16 protein-coding genes are annotated in these 18,490 nt (G+C 63.3%); 6 read left to right on the top strand and 10 right to left on the bottom strand.

Features of this window, described 5'->3' with window-relative positions; all coding sequences use genetic code 11:
* Nucleotides 1-146 precede the first annotated feature (146 nt).
* The 3 genes from DYL61_RS24785 to DYL61_RS24775 are packed head-to-tail and all read right to left on the bottom strand — an operon-like array spanning nt 147 to nt 2,304.
* The gene (locus DYL61_RS24785; RefSeq protein WP_135310515.1) at nt 147-782 is read right to left on the bottom strand and encodes a nuclear transport factor 2 family protein; all 636 of its coding nucleotides are present in this window, start codon (nt 780-782) and stop codon (nt 147-149) included.
* Nucleotides 782-1,555: an SDR family NAD(P)-dependent oxidoreductase gene (locus DYL61_RS24780; RefSeq protein WP_135310514.1), complete on the bottom strand. Its 774-nt coding sequence runs from the start codon at nt 1,553-1,555 to the stop codon at nt 782-784. The genes DYL61_RS24785 and DYL61_RS24780 overlap by 1 nt, the downstream gene beginning before the upstream one ends.
* A gap of 14 nt (nt 1,556-1,569) precedes the next feature.
* On the bottom strand, nt 1,570-2,304 hold the full coding sequence (locus tag DYL61_RS24775; protein WP_135310513.1) for an SDR family NAD(P)-dependent oxidoreductase: 735 nt from the start codon (nt 2,302-2,304) through the stop codon (nt 1,570-1,572).
* A gap of 244 nt (nt 2,305-2,548) precedes the next feature.
* Here DYL61_RS24775 and DYL61_RS24770 point away from each other — a divergent pair, with 244 nt between their 5' ends.
* Nucleotides 2,549-3,382, top strand: a complete 834-nt coding sequence (locus DYL61_RS24770) for an alpha/beta fold hydrolase (RefSeq protein ID WP_135310512.1) — start codon at nt 2,549-2,551, stop codon at nt 3,380-3,382.
* Nucleotides 3,383-3,537: 155 nt separating this feature from the next.
* On the opposite strand, the gene DYL61_RS24765 is transcribed toward DYL61_RS24770, so the two are convergent.
* The 5 genes from DYL61_RS24765 to DYL61_RS24745 are packed head-to-tail and all read right to left on the bottom strand — an operon-like array spanning nt 3,538 to nt 10,329.
* Nucleotides 3,538-4,770: an NADH:flavin oxidoreductase gene (locus tag DYL61_RS24765; RefSeq protein ID WP_135310511.1), complete on the bottom strand. Its 1,233-nt coding sequence runs from the start codon at nt 4,768-4,770 to the stop codon at nt 3,538-3,540.
* Between the two features lie 24 nt (nt 4,771-4,794).
* Complete coding sequence (locus tag DYL61_RS24760) at nt 4,795-6,417, bottom strand: DUF1302 domain-containing protein (RefSeq protein ID WP_193559456.1); 1,623 nt, start codon at nt 6,415-6,417, stop codon at nt 4,795-4,797.
* Nucleotides 6,418-6,449: 32 nt separating this feature from the next.
* A complete protein-coding gene (locus tag DYL61_RS24755) occupies nt 6,450-8,066 on the bottom strand; it encodes a FadD3 family acyl-CoA ligase (RefSeq protein ID WP_135310510.1) in 1,617 nt (538 codons plus the stop codon).
* 19 nt (nt 8,067-8,085) lie between these two features.
* Nucleotides 8,086-9,108 carry a ferredoxin--NADP reductase gene (locus DYL61_RS24750; protein WP_135310509.1) on the bottom strand — a complete coding sequence of 341 codons (1,023 nt, stop codon included), beginning with the start codon at nt 9,106-9,108 and terminating at the stop codon, nt 8,086-8,088.
* 33 nt (nt 9,109-9,141) lie between these two features.
* Complete coding sequence (locus tag DYL61_RS24745) at nt 9,142-10,329, bottom strand: acyl-CoA dehydrogenase family protein (RefSeq protein ID WP_135310508.1); 1,188 nt, start codon at nt 10,327-10,329, stop codon at nt 9,142-9,144.
* A gap of 336 nt (nt 10,330-10,665) precedes the next feature.
* Between DYL61_RS24745 and DYL61_RS24735 the strand changes: the two genes are divergently transcribed.
* The 5 genes from DYL61_RS24735 (at nt 10,666) to DYL61_RS24715 (ending at nt 15,137) form a co-directional block, all read left to right on the top strand.
* Entirely contained in the window at nt 10,666-11,439 is a 774-nt protein-coding gene (locus DYL61_RS24735) for a glucose 1-dehydrogenase (RefSeq protein WP_105698952.1), read from the top strand.
* A gap of 37 nt (nt 11,440-11,476) precedes the next feature.
* Nucleotides 11,477-12,268 carry a fumarylacetoacetate hydrolase family protein gene (locus DYL61_RS24730; RefSeq protein ID WP_135310507.1) on the top strand — a complete coding sequence of 264 codons (792 nt, stop codon included), beginning with the start codon at nt 11,477-11,479 and terminating at the stop codon, nt 12,266-12,268.
* 22 nt (nt 12,269-12,290) lie between these two features.
* Nucleotides 12,291-13,202: an acetaldehyde dehydrogenase (acetylating) gene (locus DYL61_RS24725; RefSeq protein WP_135310506.1), complete on the top strand. Its 912-nt coding sequence runs from the start codon at nt 12,291-12,293 to the stop codon at nt 13,200-13,202.
* Between the two features lie 10 nt (nt 13,203-13,212).
* Nucleotides 13,213-14,247, top strand: coding sequence for a 4-hydroxy-2-oxovalerate aldolase (gene dmpG / locus DYL61_RS24720; protein ID WP_135310505.1), 1,035 nt, complete (start codon nt 13,213-13,215; stop codon nt 14,245-14,247).
* A 218-nt stretch (nt 14,248-14,465) separates the two neighbouring features.
* Nucleotides 14,466-15,137 carry a helix-turn-helix transcriptional regulator gene (locus DYL61_RS24715; protein ID WP_193559455.1) on the top strand — a complete coding sequence of 224 codons (672 nt, stop codon included), beginning with the start codon at nt 14,466-14,468 and terminating at the stop codon, nt 15,135-15,137.
* A 136-nt stretch (nt 15,138-15,273) separates the two neighbouring features.
* Here the strand turns inward: DYL61_RS24715 and DYL61_RS24710 are convergent, their stop codons facing one another.
* Both DYL61_RS24710 and macA read right to left on the bottom strand, forming a co-directional pair.
* Complete coding sequence (locus DYL61_RS24710; RefSeq protein WP_135310504.1) at nt 15,274-17,226, bottom strand: MacB family efflux pump subunit; 1,953 nt, start codon at nt 17,224-17,226, stop codon at nt 15,274-15,276.
* A gap of 3 nt (nt 17,227-17,229) precedes the next feature.
* Entirely contained in the window at nt 17,230-18,381 is a 1,152-nt protein-coding gene (gene macA / locus DYL61_RS24705) for a macrolide transporter subunit MacA (protein WP_135310503.1), read from the bottom strand.
* Nucleotides 18,382-18,490 lie beyond the last annotated feature (109 nt).

The following is an 18,490-nucleotide window of genomic DNA, read 5'->3' as shown; positions in this document are numbered from 1 at the left end:
GAAAGCCGCTCATCCGCTGTTTCCTTAACTGACTGGCATTAGGGCTTGCCCCCTCCCACAGTAGGACTATGAACGGCATGAAATAGTGGCCGACCCTAAGGCCGCCGCGCTTTTACTCTTGATCTGGGGTTGCTGGTCAAACATGCTCACCTCACCCGAATCCTGGGATCCCCTGCCCCCCGCCGCAACGCGCTGAGAAACCGCCCCAACGGCGCCGGCTCGGCTATCTGCGGCAGCGCATCCTTATCCGCCCGCTGCGCCCAGAATGCATCCCACGACGGGAACAACTCATGAAAGCTCCCGGCATAGGGCTCCCGCCCAGGCCAGCGCATTTTCAGGCCGCCAATCGGCGGTTTGTTCAGGTCAGTGGCGTACCAGTAGCACGGCAACCGTCGGCGGAAGCACCAACGGCCGTCGATCCGTTCGTAGTCGTCCCAATACAGCATCTGCATGATCACCCACTCTGGCCCGGTTTCATGCTCGTTCTTCGAATACACCACCCCCGTGGCGTGGTCGGCATCGCTGAACTCGATGATGTGCTGGCCCAGGTGATGGGATGTACCGTGGAACTGCTTGCGCATGGTTTCATCCAGCCACGCCTTGAGGTGCGCACGGCCGCTTTTGTCGCGGCCTACGCGCACGTCCGGGGCAAAGCAGTTGGCCATGGCGTCCATGTCGCGCATGTCCAGGGCCAAGGCGTAGTGGCCGGCCAGTTGGCGAATGGCGTCGGTCGATTCCAGGCGGTCGATGCGCGCCAGCAAGGCGCTGCTGTCCTGGCTCATCAGTCGAGCACCGTGTACAGGTCCGCACCACGGCCGCCGTCCACTGCCAGGCTGGCGCCGGTGACGTAGGAGGCCTCATCGCTGGCGAGGAACACAATCGCGTTGGCCAGCTCCACCGGCAGGCCGACGCGCTTCATCGGGATGACTTTTTCGGTGTTGGCGCGGGTCTTGGCGTCGCTGAGCATGCCCGCCGTGGCCGGGGTATCCACCACGCCAGGGATGATCACATTGCAGCGCACATGGTGTGCTGCACCTTCGCTGGCCACCGCCCGGCTGAAATTGATCACCGCCGCCTTCGCTGCCGAGTAGCCCGCCATCCACGCCGTGCCGAACAGGCCGCAGATCGAAGCGATGTTGACGATAGCCCCGCCACCTTGCGCCTTCATCAGTTGCATCGCCGTCCGGGTGCCCCAGAACGTGCCGTCCACGGTAGTGGCGAAGTTGGCGTGCCAGTCGGCGGTGGTCATGGTGTCGACCCCGCCCCAGGTGTAGGCCATCGCGTTGTTCACCAGGATGTCCAGGCGCCCATGACGTTGCGCCGCCGCGTGCAGCGCGCCCACGTAGGCCCGTTCATCGCTGACATCGGCCACGGCAATCTCGGCCTGTCCGCCCTGGGCGTTGATTTTTGCCTGCACACCTTGCAGCGGCTCGATACGCCGACCGCACAGCACAACGGTGGCGCCCTCCTCGGCAAACCGCAATGCGGTGGCTTCACCGATACCGGAACCGGCCCCGGTGATAAAGGCGATTTTGCCTTGTAGTCGCTTGCTCATGGATGTCTCCTCGATCAGATAAAGGCCATGCCGCCGTTGACGGCGATGTTCTGCCCGGTCATGTAGCTGGCATCGTCACTGGCCAGGAACACCGCGACCCGGGCGATTTCATCGGTCTCGCACAAACGGCCCAGCGGCACGTTTTTCAACAGCGCCTGCATATAGTCATCCGGGATGCCGGCCATCATCGGTGTGTTGGTCGGTCCGGGCACCAGGGTGTTCACGCGGATGCCGCTGGCGGCCAGTTCACGGGTGATCGAACGGGTCAGGCCCATGACCGCGGCTTTCGAGGCGCAGTAGTGCGCAGGGCCTTCGCCGGTCAGCGCCGCCGTGCTGGAGAGGTTGATGATTGCGCCTTTGCGCGCGCCCTTGATCATCAACCTGGCGCCTTCGCGGCTGCACAGGAAGGTGCCGCCGAGGTTCACGCCGATCACACGGGCCCAGCTCTCGTCCGAGGTGTCGAGGAAGCTGTCGAGCCCGCCGACACCGGCGTTGTTGACCACGATGTCGAGGCCGCCGAAATGCACTTCGACCTGGCCCATGGCGTCGGCCACCGAGGCACTGTCCGCGACGTTGCAGGCCAGGGCGAGTACCTGTTCGCCAAGGTCGGCCAGGCTCTCGGCCAGGGCCGCCTGGTTCAGGTCGACAGCCACCACCTTGGCGCCTTCGGCGACGAACCCACGCACGATGGCCTGGCCCATGCCCTGGGCGGCGCCGGTCACAAACGCGACTTTATTGAGTAATTTCATAACGATCTCCAAGTGTGCAGAAACGAGCGCCGTGCAGCCCTCACCCAGCATGATTAGCGGCCTGCGCACTCGCTCACATCGTCCGATGGGACTAGCGCGGCGTGGTCTGAATGGACGATGTGAAGCCACGCCTGCAAGCCCAGCATGGGCCGGTGCACGCCACGCCAGGCACGCGTTCCCCTTCAACCTGCAGTTCTGCCTGGCGCGGTGGTGCCTTATCAATCCGCCGCGAATGGAGACCGTCATGAACCAACCTGTAGACCTGCCCCTGCCCATCGGCCATTACGCCAACCTGCCCAACGGCCTGCGCCTGCATTACCTGGACGAAGGCACCGGCCCCGTGGTGCTGTGGCTGCACGGCAGCGGGCCGGGGGCCAGCGGGTTCAGCAACTTCAAGGGTAATTACCCGCAACTGGTCGCCGCCGGCTACCGCAATATCGTGCTCGACCTGCCGGGCTTCGGCCGCTCGGACAAACCTGAGGACGCCCAGTACAACCTGGATTTCTTCGTCGATTGCGTGGCGGCGTTCCTCGCCGCCATCGGCGTGAAGCGCGCCACCCTGCTCGGCAATTCACTCGGTGGCGCGATTGCCCTGGGCCTGGCCCTGCGCCTACCACAACTGCCCCATAGCCTGATTTTGCTGGCACCCGGCGGCGTGGAGGAGCGTGAGACCTACTTCAAGATGCAAGGCATCGTGCGTATGGTCACGCTGTTCAATGCCGGGCCCATCGGCATGGAAGAAATGCGCAGCATGATGCGCCTGCAGTTGTTCGATGACTCGATCCTGCCGGAAAGCCTGTTAGAGGAACGCGTGGCGGTGGCGGTGACCCAGCCGAAGAACCTGTTCAGTACGATGATGGTGCCGAACATGGAGGCACGCCTGGGGGAGATCCAGTGCCCGATCCTGGGGTTCTGGGGCAGCAACGATCACTTCAACCCGGTCAGCGGGGCGCAGCGCATTATCGATGGCGCGGTGAATGCGCGGTTTATTGTGCTTAACCGCTGTGGACATTGGGTGCAGGTGGAGCATCGGGAGCTGTTCAACCGCAGTTGCATTGACTTCCTGCAACACGGCTGAGTCCCTGCTTAATCAGACACAGCACAGTCTAAATGTGGGAGGGGGCTTGCCCCCGATGAGGGTGTGTCAGCTAAGAATTAGTTAGCTGACACTCCCTCATCGGGGGCAAGCCCCCTCCCACATTTGGGCTGTGAACGGCATACGAGATCGGTGGATCAACCACCCGCCGCAGGCTGGCGATTCAGCTCGGCATCACCCGGAGGCCCAAGCACGCAGGAGGTGCCACCCGGCGTGTACATCATCGCCACGCAGCGGTTGCACGCCGTGCAGATTGAGTCGCGGCTGACGCCACTGGCGAGTTTTTCCACATAGTCCTGCTCGGCCAGCAACACCCGCCCCATCGCTACCAGGTCGAAGCCTTCGGCCATGATCTGTTCGATGCTCGCCAGGCTCTTTGCACCGCCCAGGTAGGCCAATGGCATCTTCACCGCTGCCCGTACCTTGCGGGCGTGTTCCAGCAGGTACAGCTCATGGAATTCCACTTCCGGTTCCGTGCGGCGCTGGATGGCCATGGCCAGGGCGATCAGTTTGTTCTTCTGCTGCACACGGTTTTCCTTGGGGAAGGACGAACCGAACATGGTAGTGATCGACTCGGCATTCATCCCCGCACTGAGTACCAGCAGGTGTGCGCCCTCCTCTTCCAGCAGTTGCGCGATACGCGCGCCGTCCTCGGCGGAGTTACCCGCGCGTACGCCTTCGGTGATGCTGTACTTGCAGATTACCGCCATGTCCTGGCCCACCGCGTCCAGCACGGCACGCAGCACCCGGCGTGGAAAGCGCAGGCGGTTTTCCAGGTTGCCGCCGTATTGATCGCGGCGTTTGTTGTACAACGGCGAAATGAATTGGCTGAGCAGATAGCCGTGGCCCATATGGATTTCCACCGCATCAAAACCCGCCTGGCGCGCCAGCCGTGCGCCTTGGGCAAACTCTCGCACCACTTGCTGCATATCGGCTTCATTCATGGCCTGCTTGAGAAACATCCCGCTCATCAGGCCGATCTTGTTAAAGCCACCGCTGGCCGACAACGGACGCTTGGTCGAGCGCTCACGAATGAACGTGAAACAGCCGCCGTGGGTGATCTGCGCGCTGGCCAGGCCACCGGACTGGTGCACCGCATCGGTCAGCACCTTGAAATGCGCGACGCTGGACGGCACCAGGGTCAACTGGTTGGGCAAGGTGCGCCCGTCGCTGCTCACCGCGCAGTAGGCCACGGTGGTCAAGGCGGTGCCGCCGGCGGCCAACGCCGCGTGCAGTTTCACCAGTTGCTTGGACGGTACGCCCTGGGCGCTCATGCCCTCGTTGGTGGCGGCCTTGATAAAGCGGTTTTTCAGGGTCAAGGGCCCAATGGTCAGGGGGCTGAACGGTGACGGGGTCGGATGTACGCTCATGGCAGGCCTCTCTTATTGGTCGGATCAGAAGGTGTATTTGGCGTTGAGCGACAGGTAATCGCGGTCAGCCAGCAACCGGCCCTGGGCGATATCCGGGGAGCTGAGGTAGGCGACGTAGGTCAGGCCCACCTGGAAGTTGCCCAGGTACTTGAAGTCGCCGCCCACAGTCAGGCGTTTTTCGGCGCGGCCCAGGCCCTGGTAGGCGCTGCCGTCGACGTTTTGCGTCCACACCACCTTGGTGCTCAGGTCCAGCCCGTTGGCAATGGACGGGTAGTCCATGTAGGCGCCGACGCCCAACAGCGTCGAGCCTCGGGTCTGGGTCTTCGACTCGAATTGATCGAAGGTGCCATCCACCCCCGCGCCACCGCCGGTGATGGTCACGCTGTCCACCGAGGCAATGCGCTGATGCACCACTTCGCCCATGAACGTGGTTTGCTGGGCCAAAAAGCTCGGGCCGAGGATGTACGAGGCATTCAGGTTGCCTTGCCAGAGTTGCCCGGTAGTCGGTGCGCCGTTGTTGAGGTACACCGCGGCGCCGTCGCGGTAGCTCAGGTCGCCGGCGTATTGCACCGAGTCGCCGACTTTCGAGCTGAAACTGATCCCGGTGAGCTTCACCCCCTCGAAATACCCCAGGCGATAGGACGGCGCGCCGCCCTCATGGCCGATGCTGTTAAGCGAGGAGTATTGAGTGGTGCCGGTGAAGTCGAAGAACAGCGAGCCGATGCGCTCGTTATAGCGGTAATGGAACAGGCCCAGTTCGGTGTTCTCGGTGATTCGGTAGCGTACGCCCAGGCCCCATTGGCCGCTGTCGCTGGCGTCTTTTTCGCCGCCGTAGGCCACCGCCATGCCATTGGGCAGGCCGTCGACCACACCGGCGCCGAGGCGATAGAACTCGGCGCCCGGGCCGAAGGTGTCGCTGCCGAAGTAGTCACCCACGGGGTTGAGCTGGGTCTTTTCCCACTCGTATTGGTAGTAACCCACCAGCGCCAGGTTCTCATTCAGCGACCAGGACCCCGACACCTGCCCCACCGGCAGGTACGAATCCTTGGCCTCGGTGCCCGGCACGTTGAACTTGGTGGCATCCACCGGCGCCTGGCCCTGGCTGATGTTGGGCCAGAACAGGCTCTCGCCCCATGCCACCAGATGCCGACCGGCCTTGAGCGACACGTACTGGGTGTCGCCCACCTCGAAATTGCCATACACATAGGCATCCAGCAGCCGCGCCTTGCTGCCGCTCAAGCGGCGGGTCTCGTCGCTGAAACCGTCAGGGTTGCCCAGCTTGTTCACGGTGTCCGGCGAGTCATTGGCATTGCGCTGGTGGTACACGTCGTCATAGAAGTGACTGCCGCGCAGCACGGCGCCGAGGTTGTCGTGCTTGAGTTGCAGCTCGCCAAACAGGCTCAGGCGATTGTTGATCAGCGAACCGCGCTTGAAGTTGCGGGTGCCATCGTCGTTATTGGGGTCGTTGAGGTATTCGCTGGCTTGCTTGGCGGTGCGCATCGACGCGGTGTAGTTGACCGTCAACGATGAGTCCAGGGTGGTGTTCTCGCCCAGCTGCACGGTCGGCGCGGCGCCGGCCGTGGCGCTGGTGAGCGTGATCGCCGTGGCCAACAGGCAACGGCCACCGACAGGGTTTCGCGTAGACATGCTGATCTCCTTTCTTGTTGTTTTTGTGGGGGCTATAGCGCGGTGTTGTCGGCCACGGCGGCGCGCAGTGCGTTCTTGGCGACTTTGCTCGATGGGTTAAGGGGCAACGCGCTGAAAAACCGCACCTGGCGCGGCACCTTGTAATTGGCCATGCGCTCGCGGCTCCAACTGATCAACTGCGTCTCATCGAGGACCGCGTCTTCACGCAGCACCACGCAGGCGCACCCCACTTCGCCCATGCGCTCATCGGCAATGCCGATCACCGCCACCTGGGCAATCGCCGGATGCTCGATCAGCGCGGCTTCGATTTCCGCCGGGTAGCAGTTGAAACCGCCGACGATAAACATGTCTTTCAGGCGGTCGGTGATGATCAGGTTGCCCGTTTCATCCTGGCGCCCGACATCGCCGGTGTGCAGCCAGCCCTCGCTGTCGATGGCCTCAAGGGTGGCTTGCGGATCCTGGAAGTAGCCCTGCATGACGTGGAAACCACGCAGGCAGATTTCCCCGGTTTGCCCGCGCTCAAGCGCCTGGTTGTGCGGGTCACGGATACTCACTTCGGTGCCGGCAATCGGGCGGCCGCTGGTACTGGCGATCACCTCGGCCGAGTCCTGCGGATTACAGATGGTCGCCAGGCCGCCGCACTCGGTCAGGCCATAGGCGGTGGTGACTACGGCAAATCCCAGTTCATTGCGCATGCGCTCGATCAGGCTGGGCGGGATGCTGGCCGAGCCGGTCACCGCGATGCGCAGGCTCGACAGGTCGGCCTCCTTGAGTCGCGGATGCGCCAGCAACGACAGGTACAAGGTGGGCGCGCCGGGCAGCACGCTGATGCGCTCGCGGGCGATGCGCTCGAATACCGCTTCGGCGTCGAACACCGCATGGGGCAGGATGGTCGCGCCGCCGATCAGGCAGGTCAGCCAGCCGGCCTTGTAGCCAAACGCGTGGAAGAACGGATTGACGATCAAGTAACGGTCGCCCGGCACCAGGCCGATCACCTTGACGTACTCGGTGAACGCCCGCAGGTTTTGGCCATGGGCGCTCATCACGCCTTTGGGCTTGCCGGTGGTGCCGGAGGTAAACAACAGGTCGCAGAGGGCGTCGGGGGTCACCGCGTCGGCACGGCGTTGGGCGCTGGCGGCGTCGATACTCGCAGCGCCCAACAGGAAACGCGCCAGCGTCAGGTCGGGTGCCAACGCCGTTGCGTCGTCCCCCAGCACCACCAGGTGTTCCAGGCTAACCGGCCGGTGCGGCGCCAGCAGCGACGGGTAATCCACCCCCAAAAACTGCTGTTGGGCAAACAGCACGCGGCAACCACTGCGCGCCAGCACATCGGCGGCCTCCAGGCCTTTCATGCGCGTGTTGATCGGCACCAGCACCGCCCCCACGCATTGAATACCCAGCGCCGCGAGAATCCACTCGGCACCATTCGGCGCCCAGATCCCCACCCGGTCACCGGCCTGGACCCCCAGCGCCATCAAGCCGCGGGCAAAGCCCATGACGCGCTCGGGCAACTGCGCGTAGTCAATGCTTTGGCCGGGCTCCTCAATGGCGCTGCGCCCGGCAAAACGGGCGGCGCTGGCGAACACCAACTGGGCCACGGTGGTGGGGGCTGCGCGCAGCGGCGCGGCAAGGTTCAGGCTCTGATTCATCGTAGGCTCGGGCTTGGCGTCAATCGGGAAAACGGATGCGCAGTTGCGCGCTGGTGGGCACGGCCTGGCAGGCCAGGATCCAGCCTTCGGCCAGTTCGCCCGCGTCCAGTGCATCGTTGTGCAACAGCTCGACGTCGCCGCTTTCCAACGTGCACATGCACGAAGCGCAGCCGCCGACGCGACAGGAACTGGGCGGGTTGAGACCGGCACGCTCCATGGCTGCCAGCACGGTCTCGCCACTGTCGCAAGGCAGTTGGTGGTCTTCGCCATCCAGGCGCACTGCCAACTGGGCCGCCACCGCCGCATCGCTGCTGGCCACCGGCAACTGTTCACCCTCACCGGGCAGCGACACGAAACGTTCGACATGCACCCGCGCGTCGGGCATGCCCAGGCCTTTGAGTGCGCTGACTGCCGCGTCCATAAACGGGCCAGGCCCGCAGATGAACGCCTCGGCATCGATCAACGGCCGTGCCAGTTCGGCCAGTTGGCCAACGCTGGGAATGCCCTGTACCGAATCGAGCCAATGCACCACTTGCAGGCGCTGTGGATGGGCACTGGCAAGCACCTTGAGTTCGTCCTTGAAGATCACCGAGGCTTCATCGCGGTTGGCATAGATCAGCAACACTCGGCCAGTGCCCGCCAGCAACGCCGAACGCAGGATCGACAGCACCGGCGTCACCCCACTGCCGCCGCCGAACAACAGCAGATCGCGATCCAGGTTGCGCGGCACAAACACCCCCGCCGGCGGCAGCACCTCCAGGGTCTGGCCAGCTTGTAGCTCGCCACACAACCAGTTGGACGCACGCCCATCACGCACGCGCTTGACCGTAACGCGCAGCGGTTCATCCAACAACGGCGTGCTGGACAGCGAATAACAACGCGGCAACCACCCGCCCTCGAAGGGCACGCGCACGGTCAGGAATTGGCCTGGCTGATAGCGCATGCGTTCGCCCAAATGCACCGGCACGTCGAACACCAAGGAGCGCGCATCGGCGGTTTCCTCAATCACGCGGGCTACGCGCAGAGCAAGATACTGGTTCATAGGCTGGCTACTCATCACCCTGGAAGGGTCGGTTCAAACGTACGGATCCGGGTTGGGCAAGCCCAGCAACACCGCGCCGTAGCTGCGCCCATAGGCCATGAAGTTATTGGCGATATGCCCACGTGCCTGGTGCAGGTCGCGGAACAGACGCGCCACCGGATTGGTGTTGTACAGGCCCGAGGCGGCCATGCTGCGCAGCAGGTCGTTGGCGCGTTCGGCGCAGATGTTGGTCACGTAGGCCGACTGATAGCGGTACAGCAGGCGGGTTTCGGTGTCGGGGTATTCGCCGGCACGCGCCAGGCTCATCAGGTGTTCGTAGTTGCGCTCGAGCACCAGGCGCAGGCTGTCGACGGTAATCATCGCCTCGGCCACAGCGGTCTGGGCCACCGGATCCTCGGCGGTACGCGCGCCGTGCTTGCCGATGTGCCTGGCGGCGTTGTCGCGAAACTCATTGATCGCGCCTTGCAGCGCGCCGATGGCCGAGGTGGACACTGCGCGAGAGAACACCTGGGCAAACGGGATTGCGTAGATCGGGTTGGTATTGACCTGGCGGCCCGGCGTCGCTTCCGGCGTCCAGTTATTGGTGCGCTGCACGCGGTGGGCCGGCACGAAGGCGTCTTCGACCACGATGTCATGGCTGCCGGTGCCGCGCAGGCCCAGTACGTCCCAATTGCGTTCGATCCGGTAGTCGGTGTTTGGCAGCAGGAAGGTGCCGTGCTCGGCGGCTATTGCGCCGTCCGGCGGCAGGATGCCCCCCAGGAACACCCACTGGCAGTGCTCGCTGCCGCTGGAAAAGCCCCAGCGCCCGCTAATGCGATACCCGCCCTCCACCACCGTTACTTTGGCGGCCGGCATATAGGTCGAGCAGATCAGCACACTCTGATCATCGCCCCACACTTCACGCTGGGCCTGCACCGGGTAGCGCGCCAGTTGCCACGGGTGCACGCCCATCACGCCGTAGATCCACGCCGTAGACATACAGCCTTCGGCGAGGATCGACTGGATCTCGAAGAAGGTGCGCGGGTCCACTTCATAACCGCCGAATGCCCGTGGCTGCAAGGCACGCAGCAGGCCGGCCGCTTGCAGGTCGGCGATGCTTTCCGAGGGCACCTTCAAATCCCTGTCGGCCTGTGCGGTACGTTCCTTGAGCACTGGCACCAGGCGGCGCGCACGGTCCAGCAACTCTCGTTCGTCCTGGGTCTTTTCCCGCATGCTGTGCATCACTCGACTCTCCCGATCTGACTGCGCCATTGCGCACGTTGGGACAGATCATCGGAGCGGGCGAAGGATTGATCATCGTCAAAGCGGACTAGGACTGTGGTTGTGGTTGTAGTGAGCGGGCTTGCCCCGCGCTGGGCTGCGAAGCCGCCCCAAAACCAGGCACCTCGGTCTTTCTGGAACACCGAGGCGGTCTGATTGGGGCGGCTTCGCCACCCAGCGCGGGGCAAGCCCGCTCACTACAGAGCGTTCCGCACCTACTTCATTAGGACGATGTAGCCCCCCGCAGCGATGGCGATAGTGGCCGCCACTACAGCCGACCCCACGGAGCAAGGGCCCATGAGTATTTTGCAGCGTTTCCAGATGCACGGCAGTGTCGCCATCGTCACCGGCAGCGGCCGTGGCATTGGCCGGGCGATTGCCTTGGCGTATGCCGAAGCCGGTGCCGATGTGGTGTGTGCGGCGCGCTCGTTGGCGGAAGTGGAGGCCGTGGCCGAGGAAGTGCGCGGCCTGGGCCGACGGGCGCTGGCGTTCGCCTGTGACGTGAATGACGATGCACAACGCCGCGCATTGGTCAGCCAAAGCGTCGAACAGATGGGCCGCCTCACCCATTTGGTGAACAACGTCGGCGGCGGTGGGCCGAATGATCCGCTGGCGATGACGCCGGAGCAGTTCGCCCAGGTCATGGCCTTCAACGTCGCCACCAGTTATGCGTTCTGCCAATTGTGTGTGCCGCTGATGCGCGAGGCCGGTGGCGGCAACATCCTCAATATCAGCTCGGTGGCGGCCCGTTATGCCCAGCGTCATTTCAGTGCCTATGGCACGGCCAAGGCGGCGCTGAGTCATCTGACCCGGCTGCTGGCCCAGGACTTCGCCCCGCAGGTCCGCGTCAACGCCGTGGCACCCGGCCCTACCCTCACCGAAGCGCTGAGCGGGGTCATGCCCGCCGCCATGCGCGAAGTCATGGAAGCCAACACCCCGCTCAAATGCCTCGGCACGCCAGAGGACATCGCCGCCGCCGCGCTGTACCTGGCCAGCCCGGCCTCGGCCTGGGTCACCGGCAAGATCATCGATGTGGACGGCGGCGCCGACTCCTCGGTGTGGCCCGGCTGACACCCGACTGTTTTTTTCTCGCTTCTGGAGCCCCGCCATGGACACCCATTTGATCGCCGCGCTTGGCGATGAGCTGTTTAATGCCTTGCGCAACCGCCAGACCCTGGCGCCGCTGACCCAACGCTACCCGCAGATCAGCCTAGACCACGCCTACCGGATTTCCCTGCATTTCCTGCAACGCCGCGAGGCCCTCGGCGAGCGCGTGATCGGCAAGAAAATCGGGGTTACCAGCCGTGCTGTGCAAGAGATGCTCGACGTGCACCAACCGGACTTCGGTTTCCTCACCGACGCCATGCAGGTGGAGGACGGCAGCGAGGTCAGCCTGGCCCGCTACAACCTGATCCATCCCCGCGCCGAGGGCGAAATTGCCTTTATCCTCGGCGAAAACCTGCACGGCCCCGGCATCAGCGCCGACGACGTGCTGGCCGCCACCCAAGCCGTGGCGCCATGCTTCGAGATCGTCGATTCACGTATCGACAACTGGCAGATCCGCATCCAGGACACCGTGGCCGACAACGCCTCCTGCGGTGTGTTCGCCCTCGGCACGCAACGCATCGACCCGCGCTCGGTGGACCTGGCAGCGGTGCATATGCAGTTATTGAAGAACGCCGAACCGGCAGGTTCCGGGCTGGGCTCGGCGGTACAAGGCCACCCCTGCGCGGCTGTCGCCTGGCTGGCCAATACCCTTGGCGAACTGGGTATCCCGTTCCGCCGGGGCGAAATCATTTTGTCGGGTGCGCTTGCACCGCTGGTGCCGGTGCAGGCCGGTGACCGTATCAGCCTGTCCATGAGCGGGCTGGGCAAAGCCAGCCTGCGTTTTGTCCCCTGACCCCTCCCTGGAGCCCACGACCATGACTCAAAAGATCAAATGCGCAGTGATCGGCCCCGGCAATATCGGCACCGACCTGCTCTACAAACTGATGCGCAGCGAAGTGCTGGAGCCGGTGTGGATGGTCGGCATCGATGCCACTTCCGAAGGCCTGGAGCGCGCCCGTGAACTGGGTTTGAAGACCACCGCCGACGGCGTCGACGGCCTGCTGCCTTATGTCGAGCGCGACCGCATCCAGATCGCCTTCGACGCCACTTCCGCCTATGTGCACGCGCAGAACTCGCAGAAACTCAACGCCCTCGGCGTGCTGATGATCGACCTGACACCCGCGGCCATCGGCCCGTATTGCGTGCCGCCGGTCAACTTGAAAACCCTGCTGGGCCTGGGCGCGATGAACGTCAACATGGTCACCTGCGGCGGCCAGGCCACGATTCCGCTGGTGGCGGCGGTGTCCAGCGTGCAACCGGTGGCCTACGCGGAAATCATCGCCACCGCCGCGTCCAAGTCCGTCGGCCCTGGCACCCGCAAGAACATCGACGAATTCACCCGCACCACCTCCCGCGCCGTGGAACAGGTGGGCGGTGCCAAGGAAGGCAAGGCGATCATCATCATCAACCCCGCCGAGCCACCGCTGATCATGCGTGACACCGTGCATTGCCTGACCGCCAGCGAGCCCGACCAAGCGGCGATCACCGCCGCCATCGAAACCATGATCCGCCAGGTGCAACGTTACGTGCCCGGCTACAAGCTGGTGAATGGCCCGGTGTTCGACGGCAACCGCGTGTCGATCTTCATGGAAGTCGAAGGCCTGGGCGACTACCTGCCCAAGTACGCCGGCAACCTCGACATCATGACCGCCGCCGCTGCCCGCACCGCCGAGATGTTCGCCGAGGAAATCCTCAAGGGCGAACGCGCGCTCACCGCCCACGTATAAGGAATCGACCATGGACCTTCACGGTAAACGCATCACGGTGCATGACATGTGCCTGCGCGACGGCATGCACCCCAAGCGCCATCAGATCAGCCTGCAACAGATGAAAGACATCGCCTGCGGCCTCGACGCGGCGGGCGTGCCGTTGATCGAAGTCACCCACGGAGACGGCCTGGGTGGCAGTTCGGTGAACTATGGCTTCCCGGCGCACACCGATGAGGCGTACCTGTCGGCGGTGATTCCGCTGATGAAACACGCCAAGGTCTCGGCGCTGCTGCTGCCGGGTATCGGCACGGTGGATCACCTCAAGATGGCCCATGAACTAGGCGTGCACACCCTACGCGTGGCCACCCACTGCACCGAGGCGGATGTCAGCGAACAGCACATCGCCCATGCCCGCCACCTGGGCATGGACACGGTCGGTTTCTTGATGATGGCCCACATGAACAGCCCCGAAGGCCTGGTCAAACAGGGTTTGCTGATGGAAAGCTACGGCGCCAACTGCATCTACCTGACGGACTCGGCGGGCTACCTGTTGCCCCACGATGTCAGCGCCCGGGTGGCGGCCATGCGTGCCGCGCTCAAGCCGGAGACGGAAATTGGTTTTCATGGGCACCACAACCTGTCGATGGGGGTGGCGAACTCCATCGCCGCCATTGCCGCCGGGGCCAACCGCATCGACGCTGCTTGCGCGGGGTTGGGTGCCGGGGCCGGCAATACACCAATGGAAGTGCTGGTGGCGGTGTGTGATCGCATGGGTATCGACACGGGGGTCAGTGTGTTTGGCATCCAGGACGTGGCTGAAGACCTGGTGGTGCCGATCATGGACTTCCCGATCCGCAGCGACCGCGATGCACTGACCATGGGCTATGCCGGGGTCTACGGCTCGTTCCTGCTGTTCGCCAAGCGCGCCGAGCAGAAATATGGCGTGCCGGCGCGGGAGATCCTGGTGGAGATGGGTCGCCGAGGAATGGTCGGTGGTCAGGAAGACATGATTGAGGATACGGCGATGACATTGGCTCGCCAGCGTCAGACACGCGCGATGTAACGCTTGAACTCGATGTAATCCCTTCCCACAAACGGTGGTAGGACTGGTCCGACCACCGTTATGCATTTTTAATCTGGATATTTCCGGATTGGATCCCCCTCCCTTCGCCAGCCTGTACTAGCATAGGTTCCGGCGGGTCGTACGATCACTGCAGGTTGCCTTATTGAGCCCGTCGCTATGGACCCAAGAACCTGCGCTTGAACCTCATGGACGAATTGATGAACTCACACCTGTTCCCACATATAGGCAAGGTCATCGCCAGCACTGGCAGTCGCCATTTCCCACGCATGCTGCATGACCTTATCCTCACTCAACTGGCAGTGGACGCCACCCATATCACCCAATTGCAGGTCAGCGCCGAGGGGCACACCCGGCGCAAGATCAGCCCGGTCTATACCGATTCGGTGGCCACCCTGGGTGAAGAGCAGCCCGCCGCACAATTGCACCTCACCCGCCGCAAGGACGACGTGCGCTACGTGTTGTCGGTGTACCGCTCCCACCAGTCCCAGAGCTTCTCGCCCCAGGAACGCAGCATGCTGCAGGACTTTTCCACGATGCTGCTGCCCATGGTGGAAAAACACATCGCCGCGATCCAGCCGTGCCGCCAGGACGGCGAGGCGGTAACACCACAAAACCAGGGCATCGAAACCTTGCGTCGCCGCATCGAGGAACGCCTGGTGCAGTCGGGGCTGACCCTGTCCAACCGCGAACTGGAGGTATGCGTGGGCCTGCTGGCCGGGCGCACGGCGCCGGAATTGGCGGAGCAGTTGGCGTTGAAGGTCAATACGATTGAAAGCTACCTCAAGCGTGCGTCGATCAAGCTGGGGATCAGTGGGCGGCATTCCTTGTTGCGGTGGATGTACTCAACCGAAGACATCACCGGACTCTAAGCTGACATCGATCAAAATGTGGGAGGGGGCTTGCCCCCGATGGCGGTGGGTCAGTGAATACATCTGTGACTGACACCCTGCTATCGGGGGCAAGCCCCCTCCCACACTTAGTCCTCAGTGTTTTTGAGGGAGGAGTTCAGTCCCTGGCCAACGCCTCAATCGGATCCAACCGCGCCGCATTCCGCGCCGGCACAAAGCCGAACACAATGCCGATCAACGTCGAACAGGCAAACGCGGTGACCACCGAGCCCAGGGAAAACACCATTTCCCACTCTTTCACAAACAGCGAAAACAGAAAGCCCAGTGCGTAGGACAGCGAGATCCCGATGATCCCGCCGATCAGGCACACCATCACCGCCTCCACCAGAAACTGCTGGCGGATATCCGACTGCCGTGCGCCCACCGCCATGCGGATACCAATCTCGCGGGTGCGCTCGGTGACCGACACCAGCATGATATTCATCACGCCGATGCCGCCCACCAGCAAGGAAATTACCGCGATCAACGACAGCAGCAATGCCAGGGAGCGGCTGGTTTTCTGCACCGTCTGCATGATGCTGTCGAGGTTGTTGGTGAAAAAGTCCTTGGTGCCGTGACGTTGCAGCATCAGCTTGTTGACGTTGTCTTCCACCACCTTGCTCGGCTGGCCGTCCTTGATGCGCACGGTGATGCTGTCCAGATGGCGCTGGCCCAGAAGGCGCCCCGCCGCCGTCTCATAGGGCACCCACACATTCAGCGCCTTGCTGGCGGCGAACATGTTTTTGTTGTCGGCGGTCACGCCGATCACCGTGCACGGCAGGTTGCCCACCAGGATCACCTGGCCCAACGGGTCGACATTGGGTCCGAACAGGCGGTTGCGGGTGTTGTGATCGATCACCACCACCTGGGCCTGGCGCCGTGCGTCGTTTTCGCTGAAGGCGATGCCGGCTTCAAGCTTCAAGCCCTTGACCTTGAAGTAGCGGTCGCTGACGCCATTGACCTGGGCGTCCAGGTCGATATTCCCGTAGCGCAACAGCAGGTTGCGGCCCACCACAGGTGTGGCGCTGTCGACGTAATACAGCTGGTTCAACGCGTCCACGTCCGAGGGCATCAAGGTCTCGATGGCCGAAGCACGGCTGTCGCCAAAACTGGTGCCGGAGAAGATATCGATGGTGTTGCTGCCAATCGCCTGGATGTCCTTGAGCACATAGCGCTTGGCGCCCTCGCCGATGGCCGAGATCGACACCACCGAGGTGATACCGATCACGATACCGAGCATGGTCAACAAGGTGCGCATGCGATGGGATACCAGCGCGACCCAGGCCATATTGAACGCCTCCTTGAACAACCCCAGGCTCGCCACCAAGCGCCGGGCGCCGCTGCGCTTGGGCTCGACGGGTGCTTCGCTGGGCAGATCACTGACGGCATTGGCCTTATCGCTGACGATTTCACCATCGCTGACCTCGACAATGCGCTGGGCATTCGCCGCGACCTTGGGGTCGTGGGTGACGATGATCACCGTGTGCCCCGCCGCATGCAGCTCGGCCAGGATGCGCATCACCTCCTTGCCGCTGTGGGTGTCGAGGGCGCCGGTGGGTTCGTCGGCCAGGATGACTTCGCCGCCGTTCATCAAGGCACGGGCGATACTCACTCGCTGCTGCTGACCGCCAGAGAGCTGGCTGGGACGATGGGTGGTGTGGCCAGCCAGCCCCAGGCGTTCGAGCAAATCCCGCGCGCGGCTGTGGCGCGCGGTTTCCGGCGTACCGGCATAAATCGCCGGCATCTCCACGTTGTGCAACGCGCTGAGGTGCGCCAGCAGGTGGTAGCGCTGGAAAATAAAGCCGAAGTAGTCGCGACGCAGCTCCGCCAACTGCTCATCGCCCAGGGAGCGGGTCTCGATGCCGTTGATCTTGTAGCTGCCGGCCGTGGCGTAATCCAGGCCGCCGAGGATGTTCATCAGGGTGGACTTGCCCGAGCCTGACGCGCCGATGATCGCAACCATCTCCCCGGCATGGATCGTCAGGTCGATGCCCTTGAGCGCTATAAACTCACGCTCGCCGGCCATAAAGCTGCGGGTGATGCCCTTGAGTTCCAACAGTGGCTGGCTCATCCGTCAGTTCCCCGCCACGGCCGGTGAGGCATCGCCGATCACCACTTTGTCGCCCTCGGCCAGGCCGTCGAGGATCTGCACCTTGACGTTGTTATTGATGCCGGTCTTTACCTCGCGGGACACCGCCTTGCCCTTGGCATCCAGCACCCGCAGTGAGTAGCTGCCATCGTTATTGCGCGGGCCCAGCGCAGCCACCGGCACTGTCAGCGCGGCCTGGGCGGTGTCGAGCACGATGCGCACCTGGGCGGTCATGGCGATGCGCAGGCGGTGATCGGGGTTGGGCACGTCGAACAACGCGTTGTAGAACACCGCCGTGTTTTGCTTGGGGGTGCCGGCGGTCTGGGTTTCCAGGAAGCTCTGGGGCGCCGGCTCGGTGCCGCGCAGCTTGGCGTAGTAGCGTTTGTCGGCTTCACCGAGGATGGTGAAATACACCTGCTGGCCGGGGCTGATATGAATCACATCCGCCTCGGACACCTGGGCCTTGACGGTCATGGTGTCCAGGTCCGCCAACTTGAGCAGTACCGGCGCCAGCTGGCTGGCGATCACGGTCTGGCCTTCCTGGGTGACGATGCCTACCACGTCGCCGTCGATGGGCGCGTTGATACGGGTATAGGCCAGGTTGACCTTGGCGGTGTCGATCTCGATATGCGCACTCTTGATTTGCGCATCCAGGGACAGCAGGTTGGCCTGCTGTACCTGGAACGTCGATTCGGCATCTTCGAAATCCTGGCGCGACACCGACTCATCACTCTGCAAGCCCTTGTAGCGCTCGTACACCGACTTGGCCTGCTTGAGCTGCGCCGCCGTGGCGCGGCGTTGGGCTTGCAGGTTTTCTTCATCGACCTGGGCCTTGCGCAGGGTGTTTTGCAGGATCAACGGGTCGATCTCGGCCAGCCACTGGCCCTTCTTCACTTTATCGCCGACCTTGACCTTGAGCGACTTCAACTGCCCGGAGACCTGGGCACCGACGTCGACCTGCTTGATGCCTTCGAGCAAACCCGTAGCCAGCACAGCATTTTCGATGTCACCGCGTTCAGCCGTGGCGGTGAGGTATTGCGGCGCGTCGGCGGGGGCTTGCACGGTGTAGATCACCAGGCCGAGGGCGATGGCCAATGCAGCGAACAGACTGACTTTGCGAAATGTGGACTTTTGCATAAATGACCATTCAAAGATGATGAGGTTTTAAAGCAGGCAGGGTTAAAAATGTGGGAGGGGCGGTGCGACGATTCGACTTGCCCCCGATGAGGGGGGGTCAGCCAACAAA

Source organism: Pseudomonas nabeulensis (genome assembly GCF_004682045.1).
GTDB classification, from domain to species: domain Bacteria; phylum Pseudomonadota; class Gammaproteobacteria; order Pseudomonadales; family Pseudomonadaceae; genus Aquipseudomonas; species Aquipseudomonas nabeulensis.
Note: the sequence above shows the minus strand (reverse complement) of the source record. Positions and strands in the feature narration are given on the sequence as shown.